The organism is Endozoicomonas numazuensis (genome assembly GCF_000722635.1).
Taxonomy (GTDB): Bacteria; Pseudomonadota; Gammaproteobacteria; order Pseudomonadales; family Endozoicomonadaceae; genus Endozoicomonas_A; species Endozoicomonas_A numazuensis.
In genome coordinates this window covers 1104465-1129002 of record NZ_JOKH01000001.1, presented here as the reverse complement: position 1 = coordinate 1129002, position 24538 = coordinate 1104465, and the positions used below count along the sequence as shown (strand labels likewise).

Genomic DNA, 24538 nt, shown 5'->3' with positions numbered 1-24538 from the left:
CTGAGCCTACTTGCATAGGGAGAGTAGTACTTCAATATTATCCTTTGGTTCCTCAGGGTATCGCACTATCCCCATGACCCTCTTCAGGTCTTCCTCCCCTGAACTTTTTACTGCCCTCCACAGGTCTGCCATCGTAGGGGCTAATTTTGCATCTTCAGCCCCTTTGACGCAAAGCGAAGTCCCTAGACCTGTCAGCACAACAAGGTGCTCGCATTTCATGGTCTCTGACAGGAAATATTTAACTTTTTGGAGAGCCTCCTTACCTGAATCATCGTGTATTGTATCTTTCCAAACTTTTTCAGTTTGCGCTGAAAGAAACTTCATCTCATCCCCCTACAAATAACCCCAAGTACTTCAAGTAGACAACGCTATATTTCCTTTTGTTATGAATCAAGCGATATCTATACGCCCCCATCGTCTGCTAGTAACATGTGGATAATTTCAAAAGCTCAACCCAACGAGTCATCACAAATTTTCAGACTTTTCATGGAGCACTTTGTTTATAAACATTTGGCTGCCAAACGCATGGGATAAGAGTTTCGTGCATACCTTGCCTCTATGTTGCTGATACGTTGGGATGGGCAGTCATGGGAACTTACTATTACAACAGGTGGAAAATTGAGCCAAGAAATAGCCTCCATCGACACGGTGCGTGCTTCTCGCGCAGGTCACACGTTTCATGAACGATGGGCTGCACGTCGCGCCTTACAGCTTGTATTTCCCAAAGATGATCTTTTTGCTATAGCCGTTGAAGGTCTGTCAACGAACGAGACAGCTGAACCAGGTAATGAAGCTGAAGATATTGCCGACCTTATTTTGTATTTTGGAAAAGGCGACACCTTTCAAACGTGCCGAGCTTTTCAAACTCTTCAGTTCAAATACAAAGCCACCCCAGATCCCGTTACATCTTCGTATCTCAAGAAAACGATAAAGAAATTCGCTGCAACTTTGCTCGGATATGAAAAAGAGTTTAACCGAACAGAAGTCGATACAAAGCTGACATTTTCGTTTGTAACAAATGCCGACTTTTCGGAACAGCTCTGGGGGGCGATTCGCTGCCTTAAGGAAGGATCAGAACCAAGCGAAAAAGCTGAGCGTCTGCAGTATACAAACTTGAAGAAATGGTGCGAAGAGGAAAACGTAAACGCTGGTCACTTGTGCCAACTAATCGAATTTAGAGCATCAACAAGTGACCTTTCAGCACAAAATAGCAGTCTTCACAAGACTCTCAGCGACTGGACTCCAGGTGTTGATAGTCAAGCACGCATGCGCCTCCATGGCCTTCAAGAGCTTGTTCGAGAAAAGGCTGGTTTGTCTGGGCAACGGAATAACCTTATCAAGCGTGAGGACATTCTGGATTCCCTTGAATGTGAACCAGAAGACCTCTTTCCCGCAAACACAGAATTTTTAGATATCGGCATAGTTATAGAAAGGGAAGCACTTTGCGAAGCCAGACATCTCATAGAGAATTCGACGCATTCAGTTTTTATTAATGCAGATGGTGGTGTCGGAAAGACAGTCTTCATTCAAAGCCTTGCTAATCACATGAATAGCAATTTCGAAACAGTGATATTTGATTGCTTTGGAGGCGGAAGCTACCGAGCAGAGGATCAAGCCAGACACCTCCCTAAGATAGGCCTACTCCAGATTGTCAACGAACTGGCATCTCGCGGTCTCTGTGATCCTCAACTCCCTTCTGATGGTGATCGGCAAGCCCTCATTAAGGCGGCCAGAAAGCGTCTGGAACAAGCGGCAAACACTGTAAAAAATCAATCATCGAAAAGCGGTGTGCTCGTAATTATTGATGCAGCTGACAATGCACAGCTTGCAGCTGATCATCGCAAAGAAGATGCTTTCCCAAGACTTCTCCTGGCAAGCCTGAGTCGAGAGCCAGTGGATGGCGTTAAAATAGTTTTAACAGCAAGACCCCACCGTATGGATGGTGTCATCGGCAGGAGTCTGGTCGAACGTTTTGAGCTCGGTGCTTTTTCTGAAGGCGAAACACGCCGCTTCTTGGAAACTAGGCGTTCTGACCTGAACGAGCTGGAGTTTACAACTGCTCTGGCACGTTCAGCCGGAAATGCTCGGGTTCTGGACTATTTGGTGACAAGCTGGAACGAGAATATTTCTGGCTCGATATCAAAAGAAAAAATCACAGTTGAAGAACTGATCCGACAGCGTTGTGACAAAATTCAGAGTGATCTTCACCTGGCTGGGTGGGACGATGATGAGATCAAGCAATTCTTTGTGGCAATATCTCTTCTTCCTCCTCCGATCCCCTTAGATGAAATGGCTGATGCACTTGGCTGGCCGCGAACTAAAGTGAACAGTGCAGTTGCTGATCTTGCGCCACTGCTTGAGCTGCTCAAGCATGGTGCAATTTTCCGGGACGAACCGACGGAAACATTTATTCGTGAAACCTATGCCACAGAGAAAGAGGCTCAGCAGTCTATCGCTGATAGACTCAATGCACGTCAAGTTAGCTCCGCATATGCGGCTGAAGCACTCCCGCATTTACTTGTAGTGATTAATGATGCTCAGCGTGCTTATAGGCTTTCTACCTCCAATGAATATCCCAACAGCATCCAATCTGAATATGGACGTAGAAGACTGCGGCTTATGCGACTGCATGCGGCCTTTATTCTAGCTGCGAAGGAAAGAGATTATGATCATGTACTAAAGCTAACCATGCAGCTTGCACAAGTGGCCGCAGCAAATGCAAAAGGCGATGAGTTCATACGCCGTTTGCCAGGTGTGTCAGTACGTCTCGGTGATCAGGATGCATCGCGACGGTTATTTCAGGACCGTTCGGGGTGGCGTGGTGCGAGAGACGCACGATTAATTGTTGCATTCGCTTTTCAAGAAGAGAGAGATGAAGCAAAGATCCACCAAAGTCGAGCCATAGGATGGATCAACTGGTACAACCAAAACCGTCGTGAAGACGAATTGCAGGATAGAGAAGGTCCTTCAGCCCCCGACCTTTCGGCTGTTCTGCTTCTCAGTATTTTGGAAGGTAATTATGGTTTGGCGGACCGCAACATTGCAAAGTTGAATTTTCAATTTGCTTTATCAGTTTGTCACCAAGTTATCGCACTCATTAAGCAGTATGAGGCACTTTGTGGCACGCGCATTTTGGGGAGTCTCACCGTATTTGCTTCAAGCAAAGACTGCCATTCTCTTGCACTTCAGGTGTCCTTGCTTGCGAGTAAAAAATGCCTCAATAGCGGTGAGCTAAAGCAGCTCTCCCGTGCGACAAGTACAAATGCAAAGATTATCAAAAGTGATGTGTTTGACAATGGGTATGACTATGAAAACAAGCAGCAAGGATTTATCTGTGACGCTGCAATGACTGCGCTGATTCACGGATCGCGACAATCAGCTTTGAATATTGTCCGATCAATTAAGACTGAACGTATGTCGAGCTATGACTATCAAGAACGTCATAGCCCTCTCAGGATCTGGTCTCCCATTCTCGGAGCCTGTGTTAGCGCATGGTCTGCTGGAAATAAGCTTCGTTTTCATCATCTCTTGCCGCGTGAGGTTCGAATTAACCGCGTCGCTAAAACCATCATGAATCGCCCAGAACTAACCACATTTCTCGGTGAACTGATGAAGAATATTCCTTCTGGCTCACGTAAGAGGGGAAAAGACAAAGATAAACCAGAGCACCTATTTAGTAGGAATGAATGCGAGAACATCGCAAAGAGCGTTGAGCTGGTATGTCATCTCGCAGAACCTTTGCAGGATGCAGTTCTAGCTCGGCGTACAATAAACGAGCATGATTTTCATGATTTCCTTGAGAAGTGGAAAGGTAAGCTCAGGACCAATGTTCATTGGCGTGCCGAGAATGCACAAGACAAGCTTGTAAAAAATGTCGGCTTTGGTTTCGCAGAAATACTCCTGCAACATGCAACAAAAGTTTCTCAGAATGACAGCCAAACTCTTATCGATATACTTAGCCGTGGACGATTCTCAGTATCAGAAAAACTAAATGCACTATTTCTGATGGCACGGCATGAGAACTTGCAGGAACAAACAGGCCTGTTCGCGCAGTCAATCTCGGAAATTATTCGTCAAGATGAGTATGTTGACCAGCGTGCAGAGCAGTATTCTCGGCTTGCTGAAGCCCTTCTGCCTTTAAGTCACGCAGAAGCTCAACAGTACTTTAGAGACGGGCTATCACAGCTCGATCAAATGGGGGGGGATGACTACGATATCATTTACTCCCTCTTGCGATATGCTGCCGAGCAGCATGGTGGATGGCTTCAACCTGTGCTCGGTCATCGCCTGATGAATCTTTGCCAAACAATATTTCAACATGAGCCAAGTAAATTTGACTGGACACTATTTGGTGAAGCTGCGGCAAAGTCCATAGGGTGCCAAGCACTATTCAAACTTCTCAGATGGGCTGATCAGGATGTGTCCGATTTTTCTTACGGACTGCCGCAGTTCGTTTGTTATCTCGCAAAGATAGGTCGTCTTGATGCACGGCGGGCGGCATTCATTTTGTTACTCTGCGAAGAGCAGGGCTGGTATAACTGGAAAATAGGGGATGGTCTAAAGGATATTATGGAGGTTGCAGAGGCGACAGATCGGTCTGCTATTTTCCACGCCATCTTCTCGAAACTAAAACTTGAACACCCCTTTGGGGGGAGAGAGTCTTTATGGAATAGCCTTCTAGAGGCAGCCGAGACATATCCCGGCGTTGTGGATCAAAGTGTTTTGAACTCGATCAAATCTCTAGGCCAAAAAGCTCGCGCTTTGCTAGACGATGAAAATAAACGTCAGAATTCTTTCAGCAACCACTCATTTGTTGAAAGGTCAGAAGATAAAGATGGTCAAAAAGAGGCTGAAGAAGCCTTTGAGAAGATTATAAGTGGATGTGATATCACTTCTCCTCATTCCATTGATAAGGTTATTCGCAACGTTCGACAAGACCGTCGTTTTAACTTTAACGTACACAAGAGAGTCATAGAGTGCTTGCGTAAACGATGCCCTTATGACAAACGCATCGAATTTATCAATATGCTTGCCGAACTTGTTGAACTTGATTTCGATGATGCCATTGAAGCAATTAGGGACAGTGTCGAGCTTTGGGGGGCGACTTCGATCCACATTACCTCATGTAAGAAAGATTTCATCCGTAAGATCTTTGAAACAAGAGGCTCAGAGCTTTTTGATTTGAGGTTTACAGGATCTCTTCGAGAAATAAAACGTCTGATCGATTTTTGCAATGATGGAAACTTTGTTCTGGGGTTGGTCTTAGACACTGTCGCTAAGGAAAAAATTGAGCTGACCGGCGATGAGTGGCTTCAGCTCGCAACAGCTCTTTGTCCCTATACTTCCGGTGAAGCTAACCTAAAGTCACTCGAAGACTTATTGTCTGGCCCAGCTGCAAAAATCGGCGATGAGATCGGAGAGGGAGCTTTCAAGTCGGTATATTCGCCAACGGAAAAGCAAAGTTCAATAGTGGCACGAATTACCTGGCATCTTCTTGGCAATGAGAAGGCATTTACTCGCTGGACAGCAGCACGGAGCGTCAAAAGTCTTGCTGATCTAGATCTTCACGATGACCTCGATGCACTACTTGGTTGCTTCGGCCAGGTCAAAGTAGACGCTCTTGTCTCTGAAAATATGGATTCTTCATTCCTTAATGCAGAGCAATGGTTACTTATGGGGTTATCCAGAGCCAGTTTCTATCATGGTTCTTCACTCGCGTATTTACGAGATCGATTTGAAAATCTGGCGGTACGTGATGACATTCATGTGATTAATAAGATTCATATATTGAGGTGTTTGAAGAATATCTCAGGTTCTTCTGCATCGTCGCGATGTATCAGAGAGCTTGAAAAGGAAATCTATTGTCCAGCAAAGGGTTATGCGGAGGAAAATGGTTGGCCCAAACCTATAGACTCTAAGACTGGATTTATCTTCGACTATGAATTTAACAAGCATGAAGTTTCCAGCCTTGCCCGTTTATTCGGAATTTCTGAGGGGGAGGCAACCGATGCCATTGCTGTCGAAATTCAGAAAAGATGGCCGGAGGCAAAAGACATGGATTACTTCCATGGTCAGGAGCGCTATGACTACACAAGCTCAGAACGACATGAAAGTTATCGTGACAGTGTTCAGCGGCACGCTTTGCTGAACGCGGCCACAACACTAGTCAAAACCCGATCAGTCATTCGGAGTAGCTACGAACCGATTGATTCATGCCCATGGATTGATTGGCTAAGGAAGTATGATGTCAACTGTGATAATGGTATTTGGCTTGCAGACCGAAAAGATAAAGTGCCTGATCAAGCAAAGGAATTTTTTGTTACTCGTTCCAAAGATGCAGAGGTTCTTGATGCTGACGAAACCTTACTTCGTAAGATTGGGGTAATAGCAAAAGGCTCAGATTCATTTTTCCCAATATGTGGATCTTGGAGGTCTCGTGATGGTGTACATGTAAGCATCTCATCTGCACTTGCTTTGAGGAAGGGAGTCATAGGGCAGTGCAAGACGTTCTCGCAGAGTCCTGATCATGATATCTGGCTTCCAAGATTTGACTCGGATGGCACGCCTGATCTGTATATAAGGCAAAGTAAATTCGAGCCTTTTATCTGGAGTCCTGAAGAGTACCCAATCGGCATTGACATTAATGATGAATTTGCAACCCGTTTTGTGAAGGAGCGGGAGCGACTTGGTAAGGAGATCATCAGAAGGTTGGGCTTTAAATCGAGTGACGATTTTCAGAAGTGGTTTACCCAAGATGGAAATCAAGCAATGAAGAGTCAGGTATGGGGGCAATGGCGACCAGATCAGAATGATCATCAGCGTGGTTGGTTTCAAGACGAAGGTAGCATACTTTGGGCTAACTCATCGTGGCTGGATTCTGCCTTAGCAACACTCAACCGAGCACTGGTGATGCGTATCGATTTTCACAAATATAAGTCATACCGCAGTTATGATGATAGACCAGAGCTTCGAGCTGTGTATATTGGTTTGCGTAAGTCCGATGGGGAATTTCGCTATTGGAAGGCTAAGACTGCTAGTAAGAACAAGTAGGAGGAGAAAGGGCTTCCCATAGGGAGGGGGGATCAGAACTGGGTATGCTTCTATAGGGGAAGATACCCAGCTTTTACATTCTAGCCATCAGAGGAGCGGTCATCTTCTGGTAGCACTTACCTCTGCTGCTAGCTTCCTGATAAATTGAGTTGGCAATTTTTTCTTGGAGTACAACCAGCAGTATCCCCCGTCAATGTCGGGTCCAGAAATAGGCAGGATTTTATTAGAGGATAATACTTTCATAGCCTTGGGGGAGTTCGTTCCAAGTTTTTTGGCAATTTCAGGCAGAGGGAGTTTCATTTTTTTGAAGCGTTCAACGACTGACTTTTTACAAGCCACTACAGGACGGGTTCTGCCTGGCAGATTTATTTTTTCCAAAGGAAGCTGCCCACTGTTGAGTAGCCCGAAAACAACATGTTTCTTGCAGCCCAGAAATTTTTGAATCTGAGGTGGTTGCCAATATTCAGAGTCGGACTGAATATCAGGGCGCAGGGCTTTAATTTCTTCCAGAGAAAACGCCAGCTCCCCTAAGCTAACTTCTTTGCCAGAAATAGCAGGGGTTAGCTTGCCCTTGATAATTTCCGAGACTAACTCTGGTAACCCGAGGTTGTAATATGAGACCTGTTCTAAAGCCTGCCTGAGGTTGAGCTTATGGGATTTGCGGAATCCTGATCTGATACTTTTTTTGCGAATACTTTCCTTCAAAGCTTCGATTGTTTCAGGATTGATGTACCAGTCTCTGGACTTGTCTACTGTAGGGCCACGGAATGGAGTAATGACACCTTTGTGTATCATGTTCCTCAGCTGGTATACCGTAATACCAAGCTGGTCGGCAGCTTGGCTGATAGTAAGGAGTTTGTCTAATATCGATTGCATCTCTGCAAGTCGTTCTTTCGATATAAATCGGTATAAGCTAGGCCCTTTCTGTAAGCGAATCTTGAGGAGTTTACAGAATTTCAGAAGTTGCTCTGGACGAATTTGTAGCTCCTTTGCGGCCGCTTTGATGGAGATAGAATCAGACTCCATGCGTGCCTTTCTGGCCTCTTGAATCGTTTGCTGAGTTGCATTGTGGCGATAATCACAATAGGCATCCCAGAGAGGCTTATAAACTGCCTTATGACGGTTTGCTTTTAATAGATAGAAGGGAGCTCCAATTTCTTTACTGATACCATCGGTATTGCCTTTTTTCCTACGGACTTGTCTGTTTTCAGCAAGCAACTTATAAAAGTTGCCTGGCCAGTTATCGAGACGCTTCATGGCTCTGCTGTAATGTATGTGGAGTAGATCGTTTGGGGCTGCTTTCAGGGACAGATATTTTTTGTTTTTCTGAAATTCGTCAGTTAGCTGGTAATCCAGAATCGCTATTGAACTTATGAGTGTCAGTGCGTCTGCAAGGCTGTGATTATAGAGAGGTTTAGGAATTTTTCTCATAGGTACTGGTTTATTCATACACAGCTGATAGATCAGTCTGGATAGGCGGTATTCTTCTAACAGCACTTTGTCGCTGGTGTAATCCCGGAAATCACATTCACAGTAATGACAAAGATGGACTCCGGGGCGGTTCCACCGCAAACGGGTATCACACTCTGGACAGTGATCAAACAGTTGGATGTGATGCGTTGGACAAACAGTAATGGCCGGAATATCCCATATTGCCAGGGCAATGTTGTTGGTATCCAGGCATATCGGGCAAACTCTGGGGTAATCAAGCCGCAGGTACTCATTGGCGATTTTGTGGTTATGGATAATGGACTGTTTTTCTTTGTTGAGCCCGTAGCGCAGGGCTTGGAGTTGCTCTATTGGTACATTGGTAATCTTTGATAGTTTTATTAGGCTGGCATCTCCCAGTACGTAATTGCTGGCTGTGTCATAATTTCTGCCAGTACAGAGACCGGCCAGTTCCAAGATGTACTGATTGGTGTGATAACCATTTTCCTGGGATAGCCTGAGGATGTAACCACGCAGACTTTCATGTATGTTGGGCTTAGGTCTTGAGAGTAGTAGCATCCTTGCCTCAGACAGGTTTTTATCCCCTTATAATATTATTGTGCAAATAGATTAACTCGTGTAGAAAAAAAACATGATCACATCTGAATCTACAGCTTTTTTTATCGACCTCAAAAAAGCTTGTAATAAAACCTTGAAGGTGAAACCAGAAAATTTTTTCTTTTCTTATATCAAATAGGACTGATAACTCATTTTCATTGATGAGAATTACTGTATTCCTTTTCATAGCTATATCTACAGCTTTCTTTAAGCCTTCAATTATGCACTGTTTCATATTTTGGATAAATTTGGCTTCTAAGTTAATATTGGTTTGCTCAAGAATGAACAGGATTCTGTCATTTATTTCACTAAGTTGGATAGTGTTTATTTTATTATTCTTATCTAATGCTTTTAATGTATCGCTTGTGATTTTTTTTGGAATGTTATTCTTGATGTCAGAAAGAAAATGATAAGCATTTTTTATGGTTTTTATAGATAAGCCATCTTGGTTGTTTATTGGTATAGAGTGGAGCATACAAAAATACATAATTAATTCGTAAGGGTCATGATTTTTGAGATTTATTCTTATGATAAACAGGTTTTTTTCGTAAAAAGATGAAGCGTCTTCTGCTTTGATATTCTGCAGCTGCGCACCACAAGTGCATTTGCTTATGCTTTCATTTCTGATATAAGAAATTTTATTTTTACATATTGGACAATGTTCGACTAGATAAACTTTATGCTTTAAACAAATGATTACGCTACAGAGATGATGAAAATAGGGTATGTAATTATTTTCTTTTAGACATAAAGGACATATAGGAATGCATTCCGTTCTATACATGAATATAGGGAATGAATTGTTCTTGTAAGTGTAGGAGAATCGATTTTCTATGTAAGAAGGAGTAGGGTTGTCAATACGCTTTAGTAACAAGCTAGATAGAGAGCTGCAAGGAAGGTTTAATCTCTTTTCAAAATTGGAAATTGATTTTTCAATTTCTGTCCTTTTATTGTACTTTGTATTAAGTTGGTGAAGGGGGAATGGAATTTCATATAATTTTTTTGCAACATTATAAGACAATTTTAAATCTTTTAATATCCTTATTATTGCAGACTCTAAAGTTTCATCAGAATAAATATGAAAATCAGACATGAATAACTTTCCGGCTATGTAAAACTAAAGATGTTTTCTTGGACATAGTGTTGAATTGCAATAGATGTATAAGATCTCGAATATTAAATGCTGTTTCATTTCTTCTTTCTTGTTTTTTTACTTGGGGATAGAATTTCAGCTGCTGAGAAATTTTCAAATATAGCATCTCTTATTCTTTTTTCACCCCGAATTCTTTCTTCCTCCTTCAGCCATTTAGATTGTTCAGTAAGGATTTTAATTTTTAGATTGTTATTGTTAGAAGTGGTGAATGGATTGTCAGAAATAAGAAATGAATCTCCCTCAACATCAAATGCAGATGCTAAATTTTCTAGGGTGATACTTTTTTGATTATTGGAAAATGCCTCGATAGCTGCCCATTTTATGATATCAAAAAGATCTCCAGTCCTTCCTGCACAACAAGCAAACATTTTTATGATAATATCATGATTAGCTGAAAGGAAGTTTTTTTTAAAAGGAAGGTATTCGTCGCAATTTTTCAGTATGTCAGTGAAAATATCATATTCATCTTTATTCCTGATATCAATAAATGGGATATTAATTATTTTCTTAAACCTTCTTGCTAACTGTCTGTTAGTTTCAATTATCACAGTACTCCATGGCATTCCTGCAGCAATGAAAGTTGATTTAGAGCCAATGATTATATCCTTTAGAGCCTCACCAGTGCTAAAAATCACAGACTGGTTATCTGTATCAATAAGGCTGTGAAATTCATCAAGATATACCCCTTTATTACCTATATTTTCATCAGAGAGCATATCTATAGCCCTTTGTCGAAGGTCTTTGTCAGTTCCTCTGTTATATGCTGGATCTCCAAGATCATGTAACAACTTACTAGAGAGGTCTTTAGGTTTACTAGAGCCAAAAACTTGGGAGTATAGGAAAGGAACTTTTGATATAATCCCCTCATCATTTCTCGGAAATAATTTAGCACATTGTTTACCAATTTCAGATTTACCACTCCCCGTATCACCGGTTATAAGAAGACACAATGGCTGATTACGATCTTTCGAATCTAAAAGACATTTTTCAATATAACTAATTATTTCATCAATTGGTGGATAGGTTATAAAAAGATCAAGAATGTATTCTTTATCTTGCTCAATTACTGTTTTTTTGCTCATCGACTTTCTCCTTCAACCTATCAGAGATAGCAAATCCTATTTTAGTACTATTTTTCTTACTGACTTTGGATTCAGCCGGAGTTATCTCACTGGCTGCAACTGTTTCGTGACCTGTAGCTACACCTGAAAGAGTTTCCGACTGTGAGCCATTATCGTCATCTTTCTCTATTACGGGGTTGCCAAGAGGATTGTCATTATCCATACCAAGATATCTTGATACCTTGCTTTTAGCCGACACAGAACCATCTGATTCATAACATTCCCGTACAAGCTGCTGGATTCTTGCATCAGCATCGGCCAATGCATTTTCATCAACTTTACCAGCCAGCACTTTGGCCATACGGATATTATTCTTATGTTGCCACTTGGTTAATCCTTGTGTGTAATCAGGCATTAAAGAGTATGCAATTATGTACTTATCAGACACTTCATCATAAACATAAATTTTGCTTATATCATCAGGATCAAGCTTTACAGTCGTTTTAATATCGCCTCTTTTTTGTCTCAATTTATGCAGTTCTGGAGAGTTATAAAATATGTATTGAATTTCGATTCCTTTTTTGGTTAGCTTTCTGGAATAAACATCACCAAACAGAATATCAAAGCTGTTTTTAGACGGTAACATTGGTGGAAAAATAGCAGCTGAATCTTCCCATCTTTTTTGTGGAATGACCGTTTTTAAATCAAACTCTCCTTTATGAGCTTCCTGATGATAAATGTCTACAACCCACGTATAAAATATTTCAACTAGCTTTTCAAAATAAATGACAGCATTCTTTTCTGAGTCGTAATCTTTTCTTTCAAAAATATTACTGAAGGTTGTTCCTGATTGTTCATGCAAGAGACCTTCGTTTAATGTTTTAAAAAAACTCTCAACCCCCCCTTTTATCCAGGGGGTTTTTACAGGAGAGTAATTGACAATAACCCCAAGGTCTCTACATGCAAGTTTGAAAGCTCTGCTCCAGTATTCTTTGCGGCTATGTTTCGCTAAAGGGTTGACAGGACTAAACTGTCACGAGGTTCTTCAACCGGAGGCTAGGTTATGCAGTCTCAGCAGTTTCAAGAAGTTCTTAATGCAATTTCGTTACTGACAAATCAACAGAAAAATATTCTGCTTAATGCACTATCGGATCGACATTCCCCTTCCGATATTGCTGTCTCCATCGAAGAGGCCTTTATAAAGGCACCAATATGCCCACACTGCGGTTCTGAAGATCTACAGCGGTGGGGTATTCGCAACCAGCGCCAGCGTTTTCGTTGCAAGGATTGCCATAAAACTTTGAACTCTTTTTCCAAAACACCATTGGCTCGACTCAGGCACCCCGAAAAATGGTCCAGTTATCTTGAAGGAATGACTCATTCTCTCACGCTTCGTCCGGCTGCCAAGCAGTGCCAAATATCGCTTGGAACTTCATTCCGCTGGCGTCATCGCTTTTTGCAAGCCATTGAGCATGATCAGGCACCAGAGCTTGGTGGTATAGCGGAAATCGACGAAACATTCTTTCGTGAGTCGTTTAAGGGGCAGAGGAAAGGTCTGCCTAGACCTGCTCGCAAAAGAGGCTCCGATAAGAAATCTGAATGCAGGAAAGTCCCAGTCATGGTAGCCAGAGATCGCAACTGTCACACTGTAGATGGCATTCTTGATAACGAGAGTGCAGACGAACTTTGTCGTCATTTGAATGGTCGAATCAATATTGAAACTGTTGTTTGTGCTGATGCAAGCCTCGCTCACGAGAAGCTTGCGAGGAAGCTGGGATTCACCTTCAAGGAGCTGGTGACATCATCTGGCAAAAGGGTTTTAGATGGAATCTTTCACTTACAACATGTCAATGCATATCATGGCCATCTTAAGGGCTGGATAGAAGGGATTTTTCATGGGGTTGCGACAAAATACTTACCACATTACCTGGGCTGGCGTAGAGCTTTAACCGGGATTCAAACTCTAACACCTGATCGATTGGGTAATAAAATTATGGAGTTTCTCCGCTTTCAACCTTTAAGCGCAACATAGCCATTCTTTGCCATTATCGCAAACTATTATTTCAGGAAGCCCAAAGCAGGGATATTTATTTTTGATCTCTGGAAATTGTTCAAGAATATGGTCTTTTCGAAGGAATGAGTTTTTAAGAGCTTTAGATAAACTTAGTATGCTTGGTGGCTCAAACCCAAGATAGAATCCTAAAATGCACTGAGTATAACGATCTCTAACAACGGTCAACCAAGGCCTACCAGCAGGCCTTCCGTTCCAGTAAAGGACAAATAAATCTATCTTAGTGCTATCAACTTCAACACATTCTAAGGCTCTGGATTCCTGATAGGTTGCATCTGCGCCACGGAATGCTTCGTTAGCAGCAATTAGTCCTTCTCTAGCGCGCATGACTTCGTATGGAAAATCTTTCTCCATTTTTTTAATACGCTTATAGATGGTCATGTAACTTGGAATCTGTACATCTAGCTTGTTACGTTTGATTTCAGTTTTTATTGCTTTATGTACTTTAGCAATACTGTTTCTATTTCTAGTTAAGTATATTTTTTCAATGTTTTGGTCTATGACATCCTTGATGTCTTCTCGCTTGTCATTCCTGTTACCTTTGTCTTTTATTCTAGGTAAAAGAGAGTATGACTGCTTACCGCTTTTAATATATACATCGTACCATTTTCTGACAGTATGAGGCGATGGTTTGGTTTTATCAGTTTTTGTATGTTCTCGCTCATAGACTTCATCCACCAACGGTTGAATATGATTTTCGGTAAATGCTGCTGGGTTCTTTTTCAAAATCTCATCAATGAAAGACAGTTTAAACTCTATAATATCTAATTCTTCTTCAGTGTAGGTATATGGGTCTCTTTTTAAGTAGTCATCCTTAAACGATGGAGTTTCATTGACGCTAATTGGACCGTTGGCAGGATTTAGCAATTTTTTTATAGTTTCTTCTTCTAATTTTTCTTGAACTTCACCACCAAAGAAAAATAAATCACCTTTCTCATAATGTTCGTATAGTTCTGCAGTTGCCATTATATGACTATGGCCAGTTTGAGTATTCGTTGCTTTTATGGTTTCGCTATTAATTACTTCCAGCACTTGATACTTGTTATGTCCAAGAGCGAATTGATTTCCGGGGTTGAATGAATACATCTTTACTCCTGCCATACCAGACTATACAAATCAATTGGGTAGCTGATATCAACAAAGAGATCTGAAATCGCTGCCAAGTGAAGAACTTTTGGCAAAGGATCTGCAATCTCTGCTTCTATACCAATCTCGCTTATTTGATATTTTTTATCGCTTTTGAGCAGTTCAAGGATTGTGCTTTTCTCATCTGGGGAAATACTATATCTAAGGTATTTGTAAATCTTTTTAAGATTTTGCAGTCTGGGCTTTGCTCGAATGAATATATCGTCTTTAACTTCAAACTCATATCCTTGTTGTTTAAATTCTTCCCTTACTGTATTCAGTTTTAATACTAAGCCATCATCGTCAATTAAAGCCTGCTCCCGCTTGATCTCAACCAGCAGTTTTTTTTCAGAGTTGTGAAAGAGAATTAGAAAATCTGGGGTGTATCGACGTTTTTTTCCATCAATTTCAAAGTGAAGTGTTACAGGCTGTCCTTCATAAAAACGCACATCCGGATCAAGCTCAAGGTAGTAACAATAGTCACGCTCAAGAGTCGATTCGTACATTATGCCATCTGGATTCTTAAGGCTAGGGAACAGCCCCGGCATATTGCATTTTGATTTCTTGATGATTCTGGTGGGCATGAGTACCACCTCTCACTACCGTCTCATATGTATTGAGGGTAGTAGAGAGGTGGCTATCTCACCAGCTTAAAGTATTATACTCACCAGCTTTTGGTAAAAACTCACCAGCTTATGGTGTTTCCAACATAATTCAGGAAATCTCCACCAGATCCCCTTTGGACTCAAGCCAGCTCTTGCGATCTCCGGATCGTTTTTTCGCCAGTAGCATGTCCATGTCTTCGCGAGTCATTTCAAAGTCTTCCAGTGTTAACTGAACCAGACGTCGAGTGTCGGACGACATAGTGGTTTCGCGGAGCTGCAGAGGGTTCATTTCACCCAATCCTTTAAAGCGCTGTACGTTCACTTTGCCTCGTTTTTTCTCGGCTTTGATGCGTTCCAGTACGCCTTCTTTCTCTGCTTCATCCAGTGCGTAAAACACTTCTTTGGCGACATCGATTCGGTAGAGCGGTGGCATCGCTACATAAATATGTCCCTGCTCAACCAGAGGTCGAAAGTGTTGCACAAACAGTGCGCAAAGCAGGGTAGCAATGTGCAGGCCGTCGGAGTCGGCGTCGGCAAGAATGCATATTTTACCGTAGCGCAGTCCGTCTAGTTTATCGGAACCGGGATCAACGCCGAGAGCTACGGAAATGTCGTGAATTTCACGGGAGGCCAGTACTTCACTGGAGTCGATTTCCCAAGTGTTCAGGATTTTACCGCGCAGAGGCAGAATGGCCTGATACTCACGGTCACGAGCCTGTTTTGCAGAACCGCCCGCAGAGTCGCCCTCTACCAGAAACAGTTCGGTATAGTTCAGGTCCTGGCTGGAGCAGTCTGCCAGTTTGCCTGGCAAAGCAGGTCCCTGTGTCACTTTTTTACGAGCGACTTTCTTGGACTTGCGCATTCGTTTCTGTGCGTTATTGATGCACAGTTCTGCCAATTGTTCTCCCTCAGCCGTGTGCTGGTTCAGCCAAAGGCTGAAAGCATCTTTGGCAACACCGGAAACAAAGGCAGCACATTCTCTTGAAGACAGACGCTCTTTGGTCTGGCCTGAGAACTGGGGGTCGGACAATTTGGCAGAGAGTACGTAGGAACAGTTTTCCCAGATGTCGTCAGGGCCCAGTTTGATACCTCTGGGCAGCAGGTTTCGGAATTCACAGAATTCCCGAATGGCTTCCAGTAAACCTGTTCTCAAACCATTGACGTGTGTTCCGCCCAGAGGTGTCGGGATCAGGTTAACGTAGCTTTCGGTGAGCAGTTCTCCCCCTTCGGGAAGCCACTGCACTGCCCAATCCACTGCTTCTTTCTCACCTTTTAATGAACCGGTGAAGGGCTCTTGTGGCAGGGTTTCGTACTCACGGGTTGAGCCTTTCAGGTAATCGGTCAGGCCGTCTTCGAAGTACCACTCATCTGTGTCGCCTGTATGGTGATCAGTAAACTCGATTTTAAGGCCAGGACAGAGTACCGCTTTGGCACGCAGTACGTGCTTGAGTTTGAGAACCGAAAATTTGGGCGAGTCAAAGTAGCTGGCGTCGGGCCAGAAACGCACAGTGGTGCCGGTGTTGCGACGGCCGCAGGTATCAATCTCGTGAAGGTCCTGATCCTTGTAGCCATTCTTGAAGGTAATCAGGGAGACTTTGGCATCTCTGCGAACCGTTACTTCAAGGCGTGTTGAAAGTGCATTAACTACCGATACACCTACCCCGTGCAGACCACCGGAGAACTGGTAGTTCTTGTTGGAGAACTTACCACCGGCGTGCAGTCGGGTCAGAATAAGCTCTATCCCGGTTATACCGTGTTCAGGGTGAATATCGGTAGGCATTCCCCGGCCATCATCTATGACCTCCAGCGAGTTATCCTTGTGCAGGATGACCTTGATCTTGCTGGCAAAATCCGCCAAAGCCTCGTCGACACTGTTGTCGATGATTTCCTGGGCCAGATGGTTGGGACGGGTTGTGTCTGTGTACATGCCCGGACGTTTGCGAACCGGGTCCAGGCCACTGAGAACCTCAATGGCTTCCGCTGTGTAGTCGTTACGCATGAAATCCTTGCTGGGTCTGATTGCGCGTTAACTCATAAGTGTACCTAAACCCTTGGCGTTAGTCAGTGTTGATCGTCGCTGGGTCAAAATTCAATATCTTGAGTTGCTCTGATAGTCCATGCAGCCCCTGGCAGGCAGCCAGAATAGGATGTTGCTTATTCAGTTTTGAATTTCAAAACTCTCGTTTCAGTCTTTCTGCGTTATTTATGCACTGAAAGCAGCGTTATGAACTTTCCGGACTATACTTTCGTCCACTTTCCATAAAGCAGGTTGGCACACAACAACCGCATTGAAGATGGAGTGCTGTATGCCTTTTCTGTCACAGCTGGTTGGGCATCCTGCCGATCGTGTGGCTGTTATTGATGAAGAAGGGGAGCACACCTACTGCTCTTTGCTGGAAAAGGCGAGAGTGTTGGCAGGTGTGTTGAAGTCGCACGGAGTAAAAGGCCAGTTTGTGGCCTTTCTCACGGGGCGGGAGTCTTCTTTTGTCGTATCACTTCTGGCGATCTGGCTGGCTGAAGGTATTGCTGTACCGTTGGATCCTTTAATGCCTTTGCCTGAATGGGAATGGCGGATAAAGGATCTGGATGTCGGCTATCTCGTTTATTCGCCAGGACGACAGGCTGATGCCAGTTATCTTGGTCAAAGGTCCGGGGTTGTGATGATCGCGTCTGCGGGCTACGACTCTGACCCTCTGCCACTGCGGCAGGTTGATCCGGAGCAAAGGGCATTAGTTCTGTATACCAGCGGCACCAGTCGCTGCCCTAGAGGTGTGGTTCATACATTCAGTTCTATTGAAGCTCAAGTCAGAACACTTTGTGCGGCATGGAACTGGCAGCCGCAGGATCGTCTGCTTCACGTATTACCGCTTTCTCATATTCATGGGCTGGTTTGTGGCTTGCTGTGTACGCTGGCAGCAGGAGCCAGCTGTAAGTTGCTGTCCTCATTCAAGACAGAAAAAGTGTGGGAGCATCTGGCCAGTGGTTCGTTCACTCTGCTCACGGCTGTTCCGACTATTTATAAATACCTGGTTGAGTCCTGGAACAAAACCAGCCCCGAGAATCAGTTGCGCTGGCGCGAGGGCGCGGCCGGTCTGAGGCTCGCTATTGTTGGCTCCTCTTCATTACCTCCTTCTGTTCATAAAGAATGGCGAAGGATTGCCGGACAGCCTTTGCTCACCCGTTATGGCATGACGGAAGTGGGTATGGTTTTATCTCAAGAGCCCAGTGGAGAGCGTTTGTCTGAATGTTTAGGGCATCCTCTGCCCGGGGTGAGTGTTCGGCTGGTCGATGAGTCCGGGAATAAAGTGGATACTATGGGGGAAATGGAAGTGCGCAGTCCCCAGATGTTCAGTGGCTACCATGGCAAGGAAGACCTGACACAGAAAGCCTTTCGACATGGCTGGTACCGGACCGGTGATATAGCAGCGTATGAACATGGCCAATATCGACTGCTGGGTCGCCGGAGTATCGATATTATTCGCTCTGGAGGCTACCGGGTTTCAGCTCTGGAGGTTGAAGCTTTACTGGATGCCCATCCGGGAGTTCAGGAGTGCGCGGTTCTGGGGACACCCAGTGAACGTCTTGGAGAAGCCGTCTGCGCCTGTATTGTGCCAGCTTCACGCCATGTCGACCTGGATGAAATACGTCAGTGGATGCGTACGCAGCTGGCTACCTATAAGCTGCCTACGCATATGGAAATTCTTGATCAATTGCCTAAAACGGCACTCGGTAAAATTGACAAGCAGTCGCTCAAGCGAGACTTAAGTCTGCAGAATACGTCAAGGGCTTCTTGATGGAAGTCTAATCTCTCCTTTTACTACCCGCTAAAAATGTCTTGTTTTTCGTTTGCCTAATTTGTTGTCTTTCCCCTGAGCCTGTCGAAGTATGCTGATCATGCACTTCGACAGGCTCAGTGCGAACGGTATTAGGTATAACGCTTGGCTGCATCAGGCACCTTCTTTTTATTCAGAAGGTTCAACCTGGTTCCCACGCTGGATCATGGGAACCAGATGACCTGCTAAAAATGTCGTGTTTTTCGTTCGTCTAATTTGTTGTCTTTCCCCTGAGCCTTTTGAAGGATGCTGATCATGCACTTCGACAGGCTCAGTGCGAACGCTATGAGGTATAACGTTTGGCTGCATCAGGCACCTTCTTTTTATTCAGAAGGTTCAACATTGTTGTGGTTATTGATTTTAAGGTTGCTTTCAACCAGGACCTTTTCTGTTCTGATGAAATAGGAACAGTAATGGGCTGAGGTGACGTGGGGCTAAACTCGAACGTTGGGGTAGGGTGAAGGTTTTCCCATAGCCATAGCAGTAACAGAAGAAGCAGGGCCAGAAAGCTGGCACCTGCCAACAGCTGGAAGCAGGCATCCCAACCATAAAGATCGAGCACTTTTCCCAAAAGCAGGTTGGCCGAGGTGGCACCAAAAATATAGCCAAAGAGTCCACAAAAGCCGGCTGCTGTGGCCGCAAAGGGCAAGGGAACCAAGTCAATGATGTGTACATGCACCAGCATGACAGGGCCGTATATTAAAAAGCCGGTCGAAATCAGCGAGAGTACAGCATAGGTTGTATCTCCCGGAGGTGAGTGCCAGTAAGCAATGACAGAAATGAGCACCAGAGCCATAAAGAGTGCATTCATGGGGGCACGTTTACCCTTGAAATGCTTATCGCTCATATAGCCGCAAATCAGGGTGCCTGGGATGGCTGCATATTCAAAGGCAAAAAAAGCCCAGCTGGAAGCGTTGAAACTGAACCCTTTGGTTTCAGTAAGGTAGACAGGAGCCCAGTCAATAACACCGTATCGTATGAAATAAGTGCAGGCATTCACAACGACCAGAATCCAGAGCGGAGGCATTTTCAGGCAGTGTTGCCCAAACAGTTGCAGTGTTCGGATGAAAGAGGTTTTGTGCTGTTCTATTTCCAGGTCTGCCGACAACTCCGGGGAAGGTGAAGGCAGTCGACATTGAGAAGGTTTATCTCGCAAAAGAAGGTATCCCACCATAGCGATGATGATGGCAATAAACGCTGGAAAGTAAATTTTACTTTGCCAGTTACCGAACAGAGCTACGGAGAGAATGGCAATGGGCCCCAGAAGGCCGCAGCCGACATTGTGCGACAGGTTCCATATGCTCATGGCCGTCCCTCGTTCCTGCCTGACGAACCAGTGTGCGATCAGTTTCGCACTGCAGGGCCAACCCGAACCTTGAATGCAGCCATTCAGAGCAAGAGTGATCACCATTACCATGAGTGGAAACTGCAGGATCGGCGAAAAGCCAAGAAAGAGAGAGAGTAGAGCCGAACCCAAAAGGCACAGAGGCATCAGTTTTCGGACATCGATACGGTCGGCCAGGTAACCCATTGCCAGGTTGCTGATCCCGTAACTGACCGCCAGCGCTGAGAGTGCCATACCCAGCTCAGATTTGCTGTATCCTTCGGCAATCAGGTCTGGCATGACCATGACAAAGTTTTTTCGGACCAGGTAATAGGCAGCATAAGAAAGAAAAGCCCCGGTCAGGACTTGTAATCTTAATCTTGAATAACGTTCGTGTTGTTCTCGCGAATAGCCGTCGGGTATAACAGAGCATTTAAAGAAGGATCTCATGAAAACTTCCATGAACTGCGTAGTAAGAAGTGGAATACGTCAAAAGACAGGAGTTGCTGTTAAACCGTAAAGGTCAGTGTTTTTACGGTAAAAAAAATCTTTCATCACCGGGGGAGACGAAAGATTACTTTTGTCGCTCATTTGTTCAGGCTCAAAGTCAACTTAGAAGATAATGTAGCATCATTCAGGAAAAACGCAGGTCGAATTAATGGCTTATTACTGAACCTTTTAAGAGGAAGAATTACAGCATTTTGCGATCTATTGACCTTCCGGACAGAAACTGAAAGACCAAAGGCAGGGCTTTATCGAAATACTTGAACGCATGGTCACCGCCTTCCTGAATCACCACCTCTGATTGTTGATATTTTTCTACTGCTTTTTTGTAGTTCAGAACTTCATCGCCCGTTTGAACCAGTAGCAGAATATCTTCTGGTCTCTGGATGTTCTGTATCTCCAGAGTTTTAAGTTGCTCAACGTGAGCCATGGTCAGCTGCCATTTTTCCCCTGTGTATTCATTCACTTGTGTTCCCAGGTATTCGGAAAAATGTTCGAAAGGTCGCACTGCAGGGTTAATTAATATCAGCCGGGTTGTGTACTCCGGGTGCAGCCAGTTGATTTGTGCCTTTAACCAGGTTCCTATGTAACCGCCCAGTGAGCTTCCAATAATATAGATAGGCCGGCAGGTGGTTTCCTGTTGCAGTTTTTCAGACAGTAGTTGTTTCACTTCGGCCGGAGAATGAGGCAAAGCCGGAATCCATGGCTCCATATCAATCCGGTATTGATCAAGGTATCGAAGCGTCTGTTGGGCTTTTACGGAAGCAGGGGCGCTGTTAAAACCATGCAGATAGATCAGTAATGGTTTTTTAGTCATAGTGGTTCCAACAGTTTAGAGAGTCAGCGGAGTGTAATCAGGCCAACGCCGTTAATGCTGATCAGGCAAACTTTTCTGAATCATTTTATCGACCAGCGTTTCAGGATGCGAATCTATGATCAATTGATCCAGTAACTGAGCAGACATAAAGCCTTCTGAGCTGGTGTGCGTCAGAAATGTCATCAAGTGGTGGTAATAATTTCGGGTATTAAGTAATGCAATGGGCTTGTTCTGATAACCTATATGATTCAACGCCATTTCTTCCGAGAGTTCATCCAGTGTTCCGATTCCCCCTGGCAGAACAATAAATCCATCGGCCAACTCAGTCAGCTTGTTTTTTCTTTCCAGCATATGACTGACTTGATGTAGCTCGGTTAATTCATGGTGAGCCAGCTCTTTTTCAAAAAGAATTTCAGGAATCACACCGATCACTTTGCCACCCAGCTCAATGGCTCGATTGGCAATAGCTCCCATTAAACCTATGTTGCCGCCTCCATAAACCAGAGTAATCCTTTGCCTGACTAATGCTTCGGTAACACGCAGTGCGTCATTTAAATAGTCGTCGTGGACTCCGGAGCGGGAGCCACAAAACACGGTGATGGTTTTCATAGGCTGTGTTACCTGTGATTTCATTGTATCTGAGCCGGTTTTATTCAGCAGAGACTCCGCAAGATTACTTTGTAATACACTTGCTGCTGGCAGTCTACCAACAGTGGGGATGGAAGTTTGAGTAGGAACCTGTCGAAGGGTGATGGTCATGCACTTCGACAGGTTCAGTGGAACGGTGTGGGGTATAACGCTTGGCTGTAACAGGTGTTTAAACGCGCTCACGCAGGTGAACAAACCAGTTGCTCAGGCCTACCATGACACCCCCGCCAATGATGTTACCGATGGTTGCAGGGATAAGGTTCATAACAATCATATTGAAGATTGTGATATTGCTGAAATAGTCCGCGCTGTAGCCGGTAGCTTCCCAGAATTCGGGTGTAGCAATGCTCTTGATCAGAAAGCCCATGGGCAGCAGGAACATATTGGCAACGGAGTGCTCAAAGCCGGCGGCCAGGAAGGCCGCAACAGGCAGCATACAGGCAAACATTTTACCGGCAGCAGAGCGGGCACTCAAAGTCATCCAGTAGGTCAGGCAGACAACGAGATTACACAGGATACCCAGCAGTAAGGCCTGAATGAAGGTGTGACCCATTTTGGCATTGGCAATGTACATATAATTGATGCCAACGTCACCGTGAGCTCCCTGGTATTGGCCCACTGCCATCAGCATGGCCACCATGAAAAAAGAGCCGGTCATGTTACCGATGTAGACGAGGGTCCAGTTCTTGGTAATCTGGGCGATGTTGAGGCGGCGGGTGGCACGACCCATCAGTAACAGGGTATTACTGGTGAAAAGCTCTGCACCACAAAGAACGACCATCATTAGACCCATACTGAAACTCAGGCCTCCAATCAGCTTGGCCATACCATAAGGCAGGCCCTCTGCGCCTGTGGTGACAATGGTATAAAACATGCCTGCCAGAGAGATGAAAATACCAGCCAGAACAGAGAGTACAAAAGTGACTTGGGGGTGTTTCTTGGTTTTACCCACTGCGGCTTCTTCTGCAAGTCGAGCAATTTCAGAAGGAGGTACGCAGCCAAATTGAGGAGTGTTATCGGTTTGCATATGGGGATCCAGGAGGGAGGGCATTGCCAAACTAAACAGCTTTAAAAGAAAAAGTCATTTCGTCACCCTCAGGTGATGGAATGACTTTCACGGGAAACAGTTATGATTGACTGAAACAATTGTTCATCGCCTTTGGCGATGAGAGTTTTTGATACTAGGAGGCTGACCGAGAATAGCGTCCGAGCATAAAATTCAGTAGAACGAGTCAGCTTTTTCACTGAATTTGTGCGAATAGTTGACCTATTTAAGCAAATTCAGTGGAAAAGATGGCCGTTCTTTCTGGATTTTAGGCCGGGCTGTTTATTCTCGGTCAGCCTCCTAGGTAGATAGTTTATCAACACTGAAACTAGGCTATCAGAAGGAAAATTCGTGAACTCTCTTCAGAAATTACTCATAGAATAGTTGACTTGCTTCGGCTTTTCCGTCGACGATAGGGGAGAACTTCTGATAGAAAGCCAATAGTCCGTATTTTCATTTTTTATTTTCATTTTTGTGTCTGGCTTTGTCATGGGTGACCGTAGTAAAGCAGGGTCTGGGTATAGGCTGGACGTGAAGCCATTTATAAGTGATGGTTTACTCCACCAATGACCACCGTTCCGAATCATGATTCCCGGAGAGAGGATAATGAACGGCCGTCCTTTAGTCTTCGCAGTCTGCATGATAGTCACTATGAGTACTCTGGCGGATGATCCGGACTTTATTCCGGTTGAGACCGGTGGTGAAGTTCTGAGCACTCGTAACGAAGCAAACAGTCATACCTTTGGCCTTCGGGCTTATACCATTTCCAGCGATGATCTGTCGGTTCCAGACGCTCACAGCTCTGCCAGACAAAATGGTCTGGTGGTTGATTACTACCCTTTTGAAAGTGGCTTCAGGGTTTCAGCGGGTACCTTTTCGGGCGATTCTAAAAAATTGGGTAAAGCTTATTTTTCCGGGGAAGGACGAGCTTATGTGGGGGTCGGCTGGAAAAAGTTGCTGGACGATGCCAAGCGGGTTGATTTCAGTGTGGATGTGGGAACATTTCTGGATATTCAGAAAACGGGTACTGAAAGTGCAGAAAATACCACAATAGAATCCACCGCAAGTACATCATTACAGCGAAACAAGCTTGACAGTAAAGAACAGCCTGTCATTAGTCTCGGGATTGAATTCAGGTTCTGAAATGCGTCGTATCTATCTGACTTTTTGCTTTATCTGTATGATCATTGCTGTCATATACCCATTGGATTTCAAGATGCTACTAACTAGTAGGTAGTAGGCGTCAAGTGAACGAA

The 24538-nt window shown here is 44.3% G+C and carries 16 protein-coding genes; 4 read left to right on the top strand and 12 right to left on the bottom strand.

Going from position 1 to position 24538, the window contains the following annotated elements; all coding sequences use genetic code 11:
* Positions 1 to 6 precede the first annotated feature (6 nt).
* Positions 7 to 324 carry a hypothetical protein gene (locus GZ78_RS28760; protein ID WP_051785828.1) on the bottom strand — a complete coding sequence of 106 codons (318 nt, stop codon included), beginning with the start codon at positions 322 to 324 and terminating at the stop codon, positions 7 to 9.
* Between the two features lie 294 nt (positions 325 to 618).
* On the opposite strand from GZ78_RS28760, the gene GZ78_RS05000 reads away from it, so the two are divergent.
* Entirely contained in the window at positions 619 to 7050 is a 6432-nt protein-coding gene (locus GZ78_RS05000; protein ID WP_034834205.1) for an NACHT domain-containing protein, read from the top strand.
* Between the two features lie 99 nt (positions 7051 to 7149).
* On the opposite strand, the gene GZ78_RS04995 is transcribed toward GZ78_RS05000, so the two are convergent.
* The 4 genes from GZ78_RS04995 to GZ78_RS04980 all read right to left on the bottom strand — a co-directional run bounded on the left by GZ78_RS04995 (position 7150) and on the right by GZ78_RS04980 (position 12172).
* Complete coding sequence (locus tag GZ78_RS04995) at positions 7150 to 9057, bottom strand: TniQ family protein (RefSeq protein WP_034833222.1); 1908 nt, start codon at positions 9055 to 9057, stop codon at positions 7150 to 7152.
* A gap of 19 nt (positions 9058 to 9076) precedes the next feature.
* Entirely contained in the window at positions 9077 to 10189 is a 1113-nt protein-coding gene (locus GZ78_RS04990; protein ID WP_034833221.1) for a TniQ family protein, read from the bottom strand.
* A 95-nt stretch (positions 10190 to 10284) separates the two neighbouring features.
* Positions 10285 to 11331, bottom strand: coding sequence for a TniB family NTP-binding protein (locus GZ78_RS04985; RefSeq protein ID WP_034833219.1), 1047 nt, complete (start codon positions 11329 to 11331; stop codon positions 10285 to 10287).
* Positions 11309 to 12172 carry a Mu transposase C-terminal domain-containing protein gene (locus GZ78_RS04980; RefSeq protein WP_034833217.1) on the bottom strand — a complete coding sequence of 288 codons (864 nt, stop codon included), beginning with the start codon at positions 12170 to 12172 and terminating at the stop codon, positions 11309 to 11311. Before GZ78_RS04980 ends, GZ78_RS04985 begins: the two co-directional genes overlap by 23 nt.
* 201 nt (positions 12173 to 12373) lie before the next feature.
* On the opposite strand from GZ78_RS04980, the gene GZ78_RS04975 reads away from it, so the two are divergent.
* Entirely contained in the window at positions 12374 to 13342 is a 969-nt protein-coding gene (locus GZ78_RS04975) for an IS1595-like element ISEnu2 family transposase (RefSeq protein WP_034833215.1), read from the top strand.
* On the opposite strand, the gene GZ78_RS04970 is transcribed toward GZ78_RS04975, so the two are convergent.
* From GZ78_RS04970 to parE, 3 genes are all read right to left on the bottom strand, one after another.
* The gene (locus tag GZ78_RS04970) at positions 13328 to 14467 is read right to left on the bottom strand and encodes a hypothetical protein (RefSeq protein ID WP_152558555.1); all 1140 of its coding nucleotides are present in this window, start codon (positions 14465 to 14467) and stop codon (positions 13328 to 13330) included. The genes GZ78_RS04975 and GZ78_RS04970 overlap by 15 nt on opposite strands.
* Before the next feature lie 2 nt (positions 14468 to 14469).
* Positions 14470 to 15090 (bottom strand): TnsA endonuclease N-terminal domain-containing protein, encoded by a 621-nt coding sequence (locus GZ78_RS27150; protein ID WP_081869672.1) that lies wholly within the window; start codon positions 15088 to 15090, stop codon positions 14470 to 14472.
* A 130-nt stretch (positions 15091 to 15220) separates the two neighbouring features.
* Positions 15221 to 17110, bottom strand: a complete 1890-nt coding sequence (gene parE, locus GZ78_RS04960) for a DNA topoisomerase IV subunit B (protein WP_034833212.1) — start codon at positions 17108 to 17110, stop codon at positions 15221 to 15223.
* Positions 17111 to 17417: 307 nt separating this feature from the next.
* Between parE and GZ78_RS04955 the strand changes: the two genes are divergently transcribed.
* The gene (locus GZ78_RS04955) at positions 17418 to 18905 is read left to right on the top strand and encodes an AMP-binding protein (RefSeq protein ID WP_034834197.1); all 1488 of its coding nucleotides are present in this window, start codon (positions 17418 to 17420) and stop codon (positions 18903 to 18905) included.
* A 322-nt stretch (positions 18906 to 19227) separates the two neighbouring features.
* On the opposite strand, the gene GZ78_RS04950 is transcribed toward GZ78_RS04955, so the two are convergent.
* The 4 genes from GZ78_RS04950 to focA form a co-directional block, all read right to left on the bottom strand.
* Positions 19228 to 20718, bottom strand: coding sequence for an MFS transporter (locus GZ78_RS04950; protein ID WP_161787307.1), 1491 nt, complete (start codon positions 20716 to 20718; stop codon positions 19228 to 19230).
* Between the two features lie 241 nt (positions 20719 to 20959).
* The gene (locus GZ78_RS04945; protein WP_034833209.1) at positions 20960 to 21589 is read right to left on the bottom strand and encodes a YqiA/YcfP family alpha/beta fold hydrolase; all 630 of its coding nucleotides are present in this window, start codon (positions 21587 to 21589) and stop codon (positions 20960 to 20962) included.
* Between the two features lie 51 nt (positions 21590 to 21640).
* Positions 21641 to 22198: an LOG family protein gene (locus tag GZ78_RS04940; RefSeq protein WP_034834194.1), complete on the bottom strand. Its 558-nt coding sequence runs from the start codon at positions 22196 to 22198 to the stop codon at positions 21641 to 21643.
* 208 nt (positions 22199 to 22406) lie between these two features.
* Complete coding sequence (focA, locus tag GZ78_RS04935) at positions 22407 to 23264, bottom strand: formate transporter FocA (RefSeq protein WP_034833208.1); 858 nt, start codon at positions 23262 to 23264, stop codon at positions 22407 to 22409.
* 624 nt (positions 23265 to 23888) lie between these two features.
* On the opposite strand from focA, the gene GZ78_RS04930 reads away from it, so the two are divergent.
* Positions 23889 to 24425 carry a hypothetical protein gene (locus GZ78_RS04930; RefSeq protein ID WP_152558553.1) on the top strand — a complete coding sequence of 179 codons (537 nt, stop codon included), beginning with the start codon at positions 23889 to 23891 and terminating at the stop codon, positions 24423 to 24425.
* Positions 24426 to 24538 lie beyond the last annotated feature (113 nt).

Coding starts and splice junctions, on each gene's coding strand:
- GZ78_RS28760 (WP_051785828.1), bottom strand. CDS start 324: ATGAAGTTTCTTTCAGCGCAAACTGAAAAAGTTTGGAAAGATACAATA.
- GZ78_RS04995 (WP_034833222.1), bottom strand. CDS start 9,057: ATGCTACTACTCTCAAGACCTAAGCCCAACATACATGAAAGTCTGCGT.
- GZ78_RS04990 (WP_034833221.1), bottom strand. CDS start 10,189: ATGTCTGATTTTCATATTTATTCTGATGAAACTTTAGAGTCTGCAATA.
- GZ78_RS04985 (WP_034833219.1), bottom strand. CDS start 11,331: ATGAGCAAAAAAACAGTAATTGAGCAAGATAAAGAATACATTCTTGAT.
- GZ78_RS04975 (WP_034833215.1), top strand. CDS start 12,374: ATGCAGTCTCAGCAGTTTCAAGAAGTTCTTAATGCAATTTCGTTACTG.
- GZ78_RS04970 (WP_152558555.1), bottom strand. CDS start 14,467: ATGTATTCATTCAACCCCGGAAATCAATTCGCTCTTGGACATAACAAG.
- GZ78_RS27150 (WP_081869672.1), bottom strand. CDS start 15,090: ATGCCCACCAGAATCATCAAGAAATCAAAATGCAATATGCCGGGGCTG.
- parE (WP_034833212.1), bottom strand. CDS start 17,110: ATGCGTAACGACTACACAGCGGAAGCCATTGAGGTTCTCAGTGGCCTG.
- GZ78_RS04955 (WP_034834197.1), top strand. CDS start 17,418: ATGCCTTTTCTGTCACAGCTGGTTGGGCATCCTGCCGATCGTGTGGCT.
- GZ78_RS04950 (WP_161787307.1), bottom strand. CDS start 20,718: ATGAGATCCTTCTTTAAATGCTCTGTTATACCCGACGGCTATTCGCGA.
- GZ78_RS04945 (WP_034833209.1), bottom strand. CDS start 21,589: ATGACTAAAAAACCATTACTGATCTATCTGCATGGTTTTAACAGCGCC.
- GZ78_RS04940 (WP_034834194.1), bottom strand. CDS start 22,198: ATGAAAACCATCACCGTGTTTTGTGGCTCCCGCTCCGGAGTCCACGAC.
- focA (WP_034833208.1), bottom strand. CDS start 23,264: ATGCAAACCGATAACACTCCTCAATTTGGCTGCGTACCTCCTTCTGAA.
- GZ78_RS04930 (WP_152558553.1), top strand. CDS start 23,889: ATGAACGGCCGTCCTTTAGTCTTCGCAGTCTGCATGATAGTCACTATG.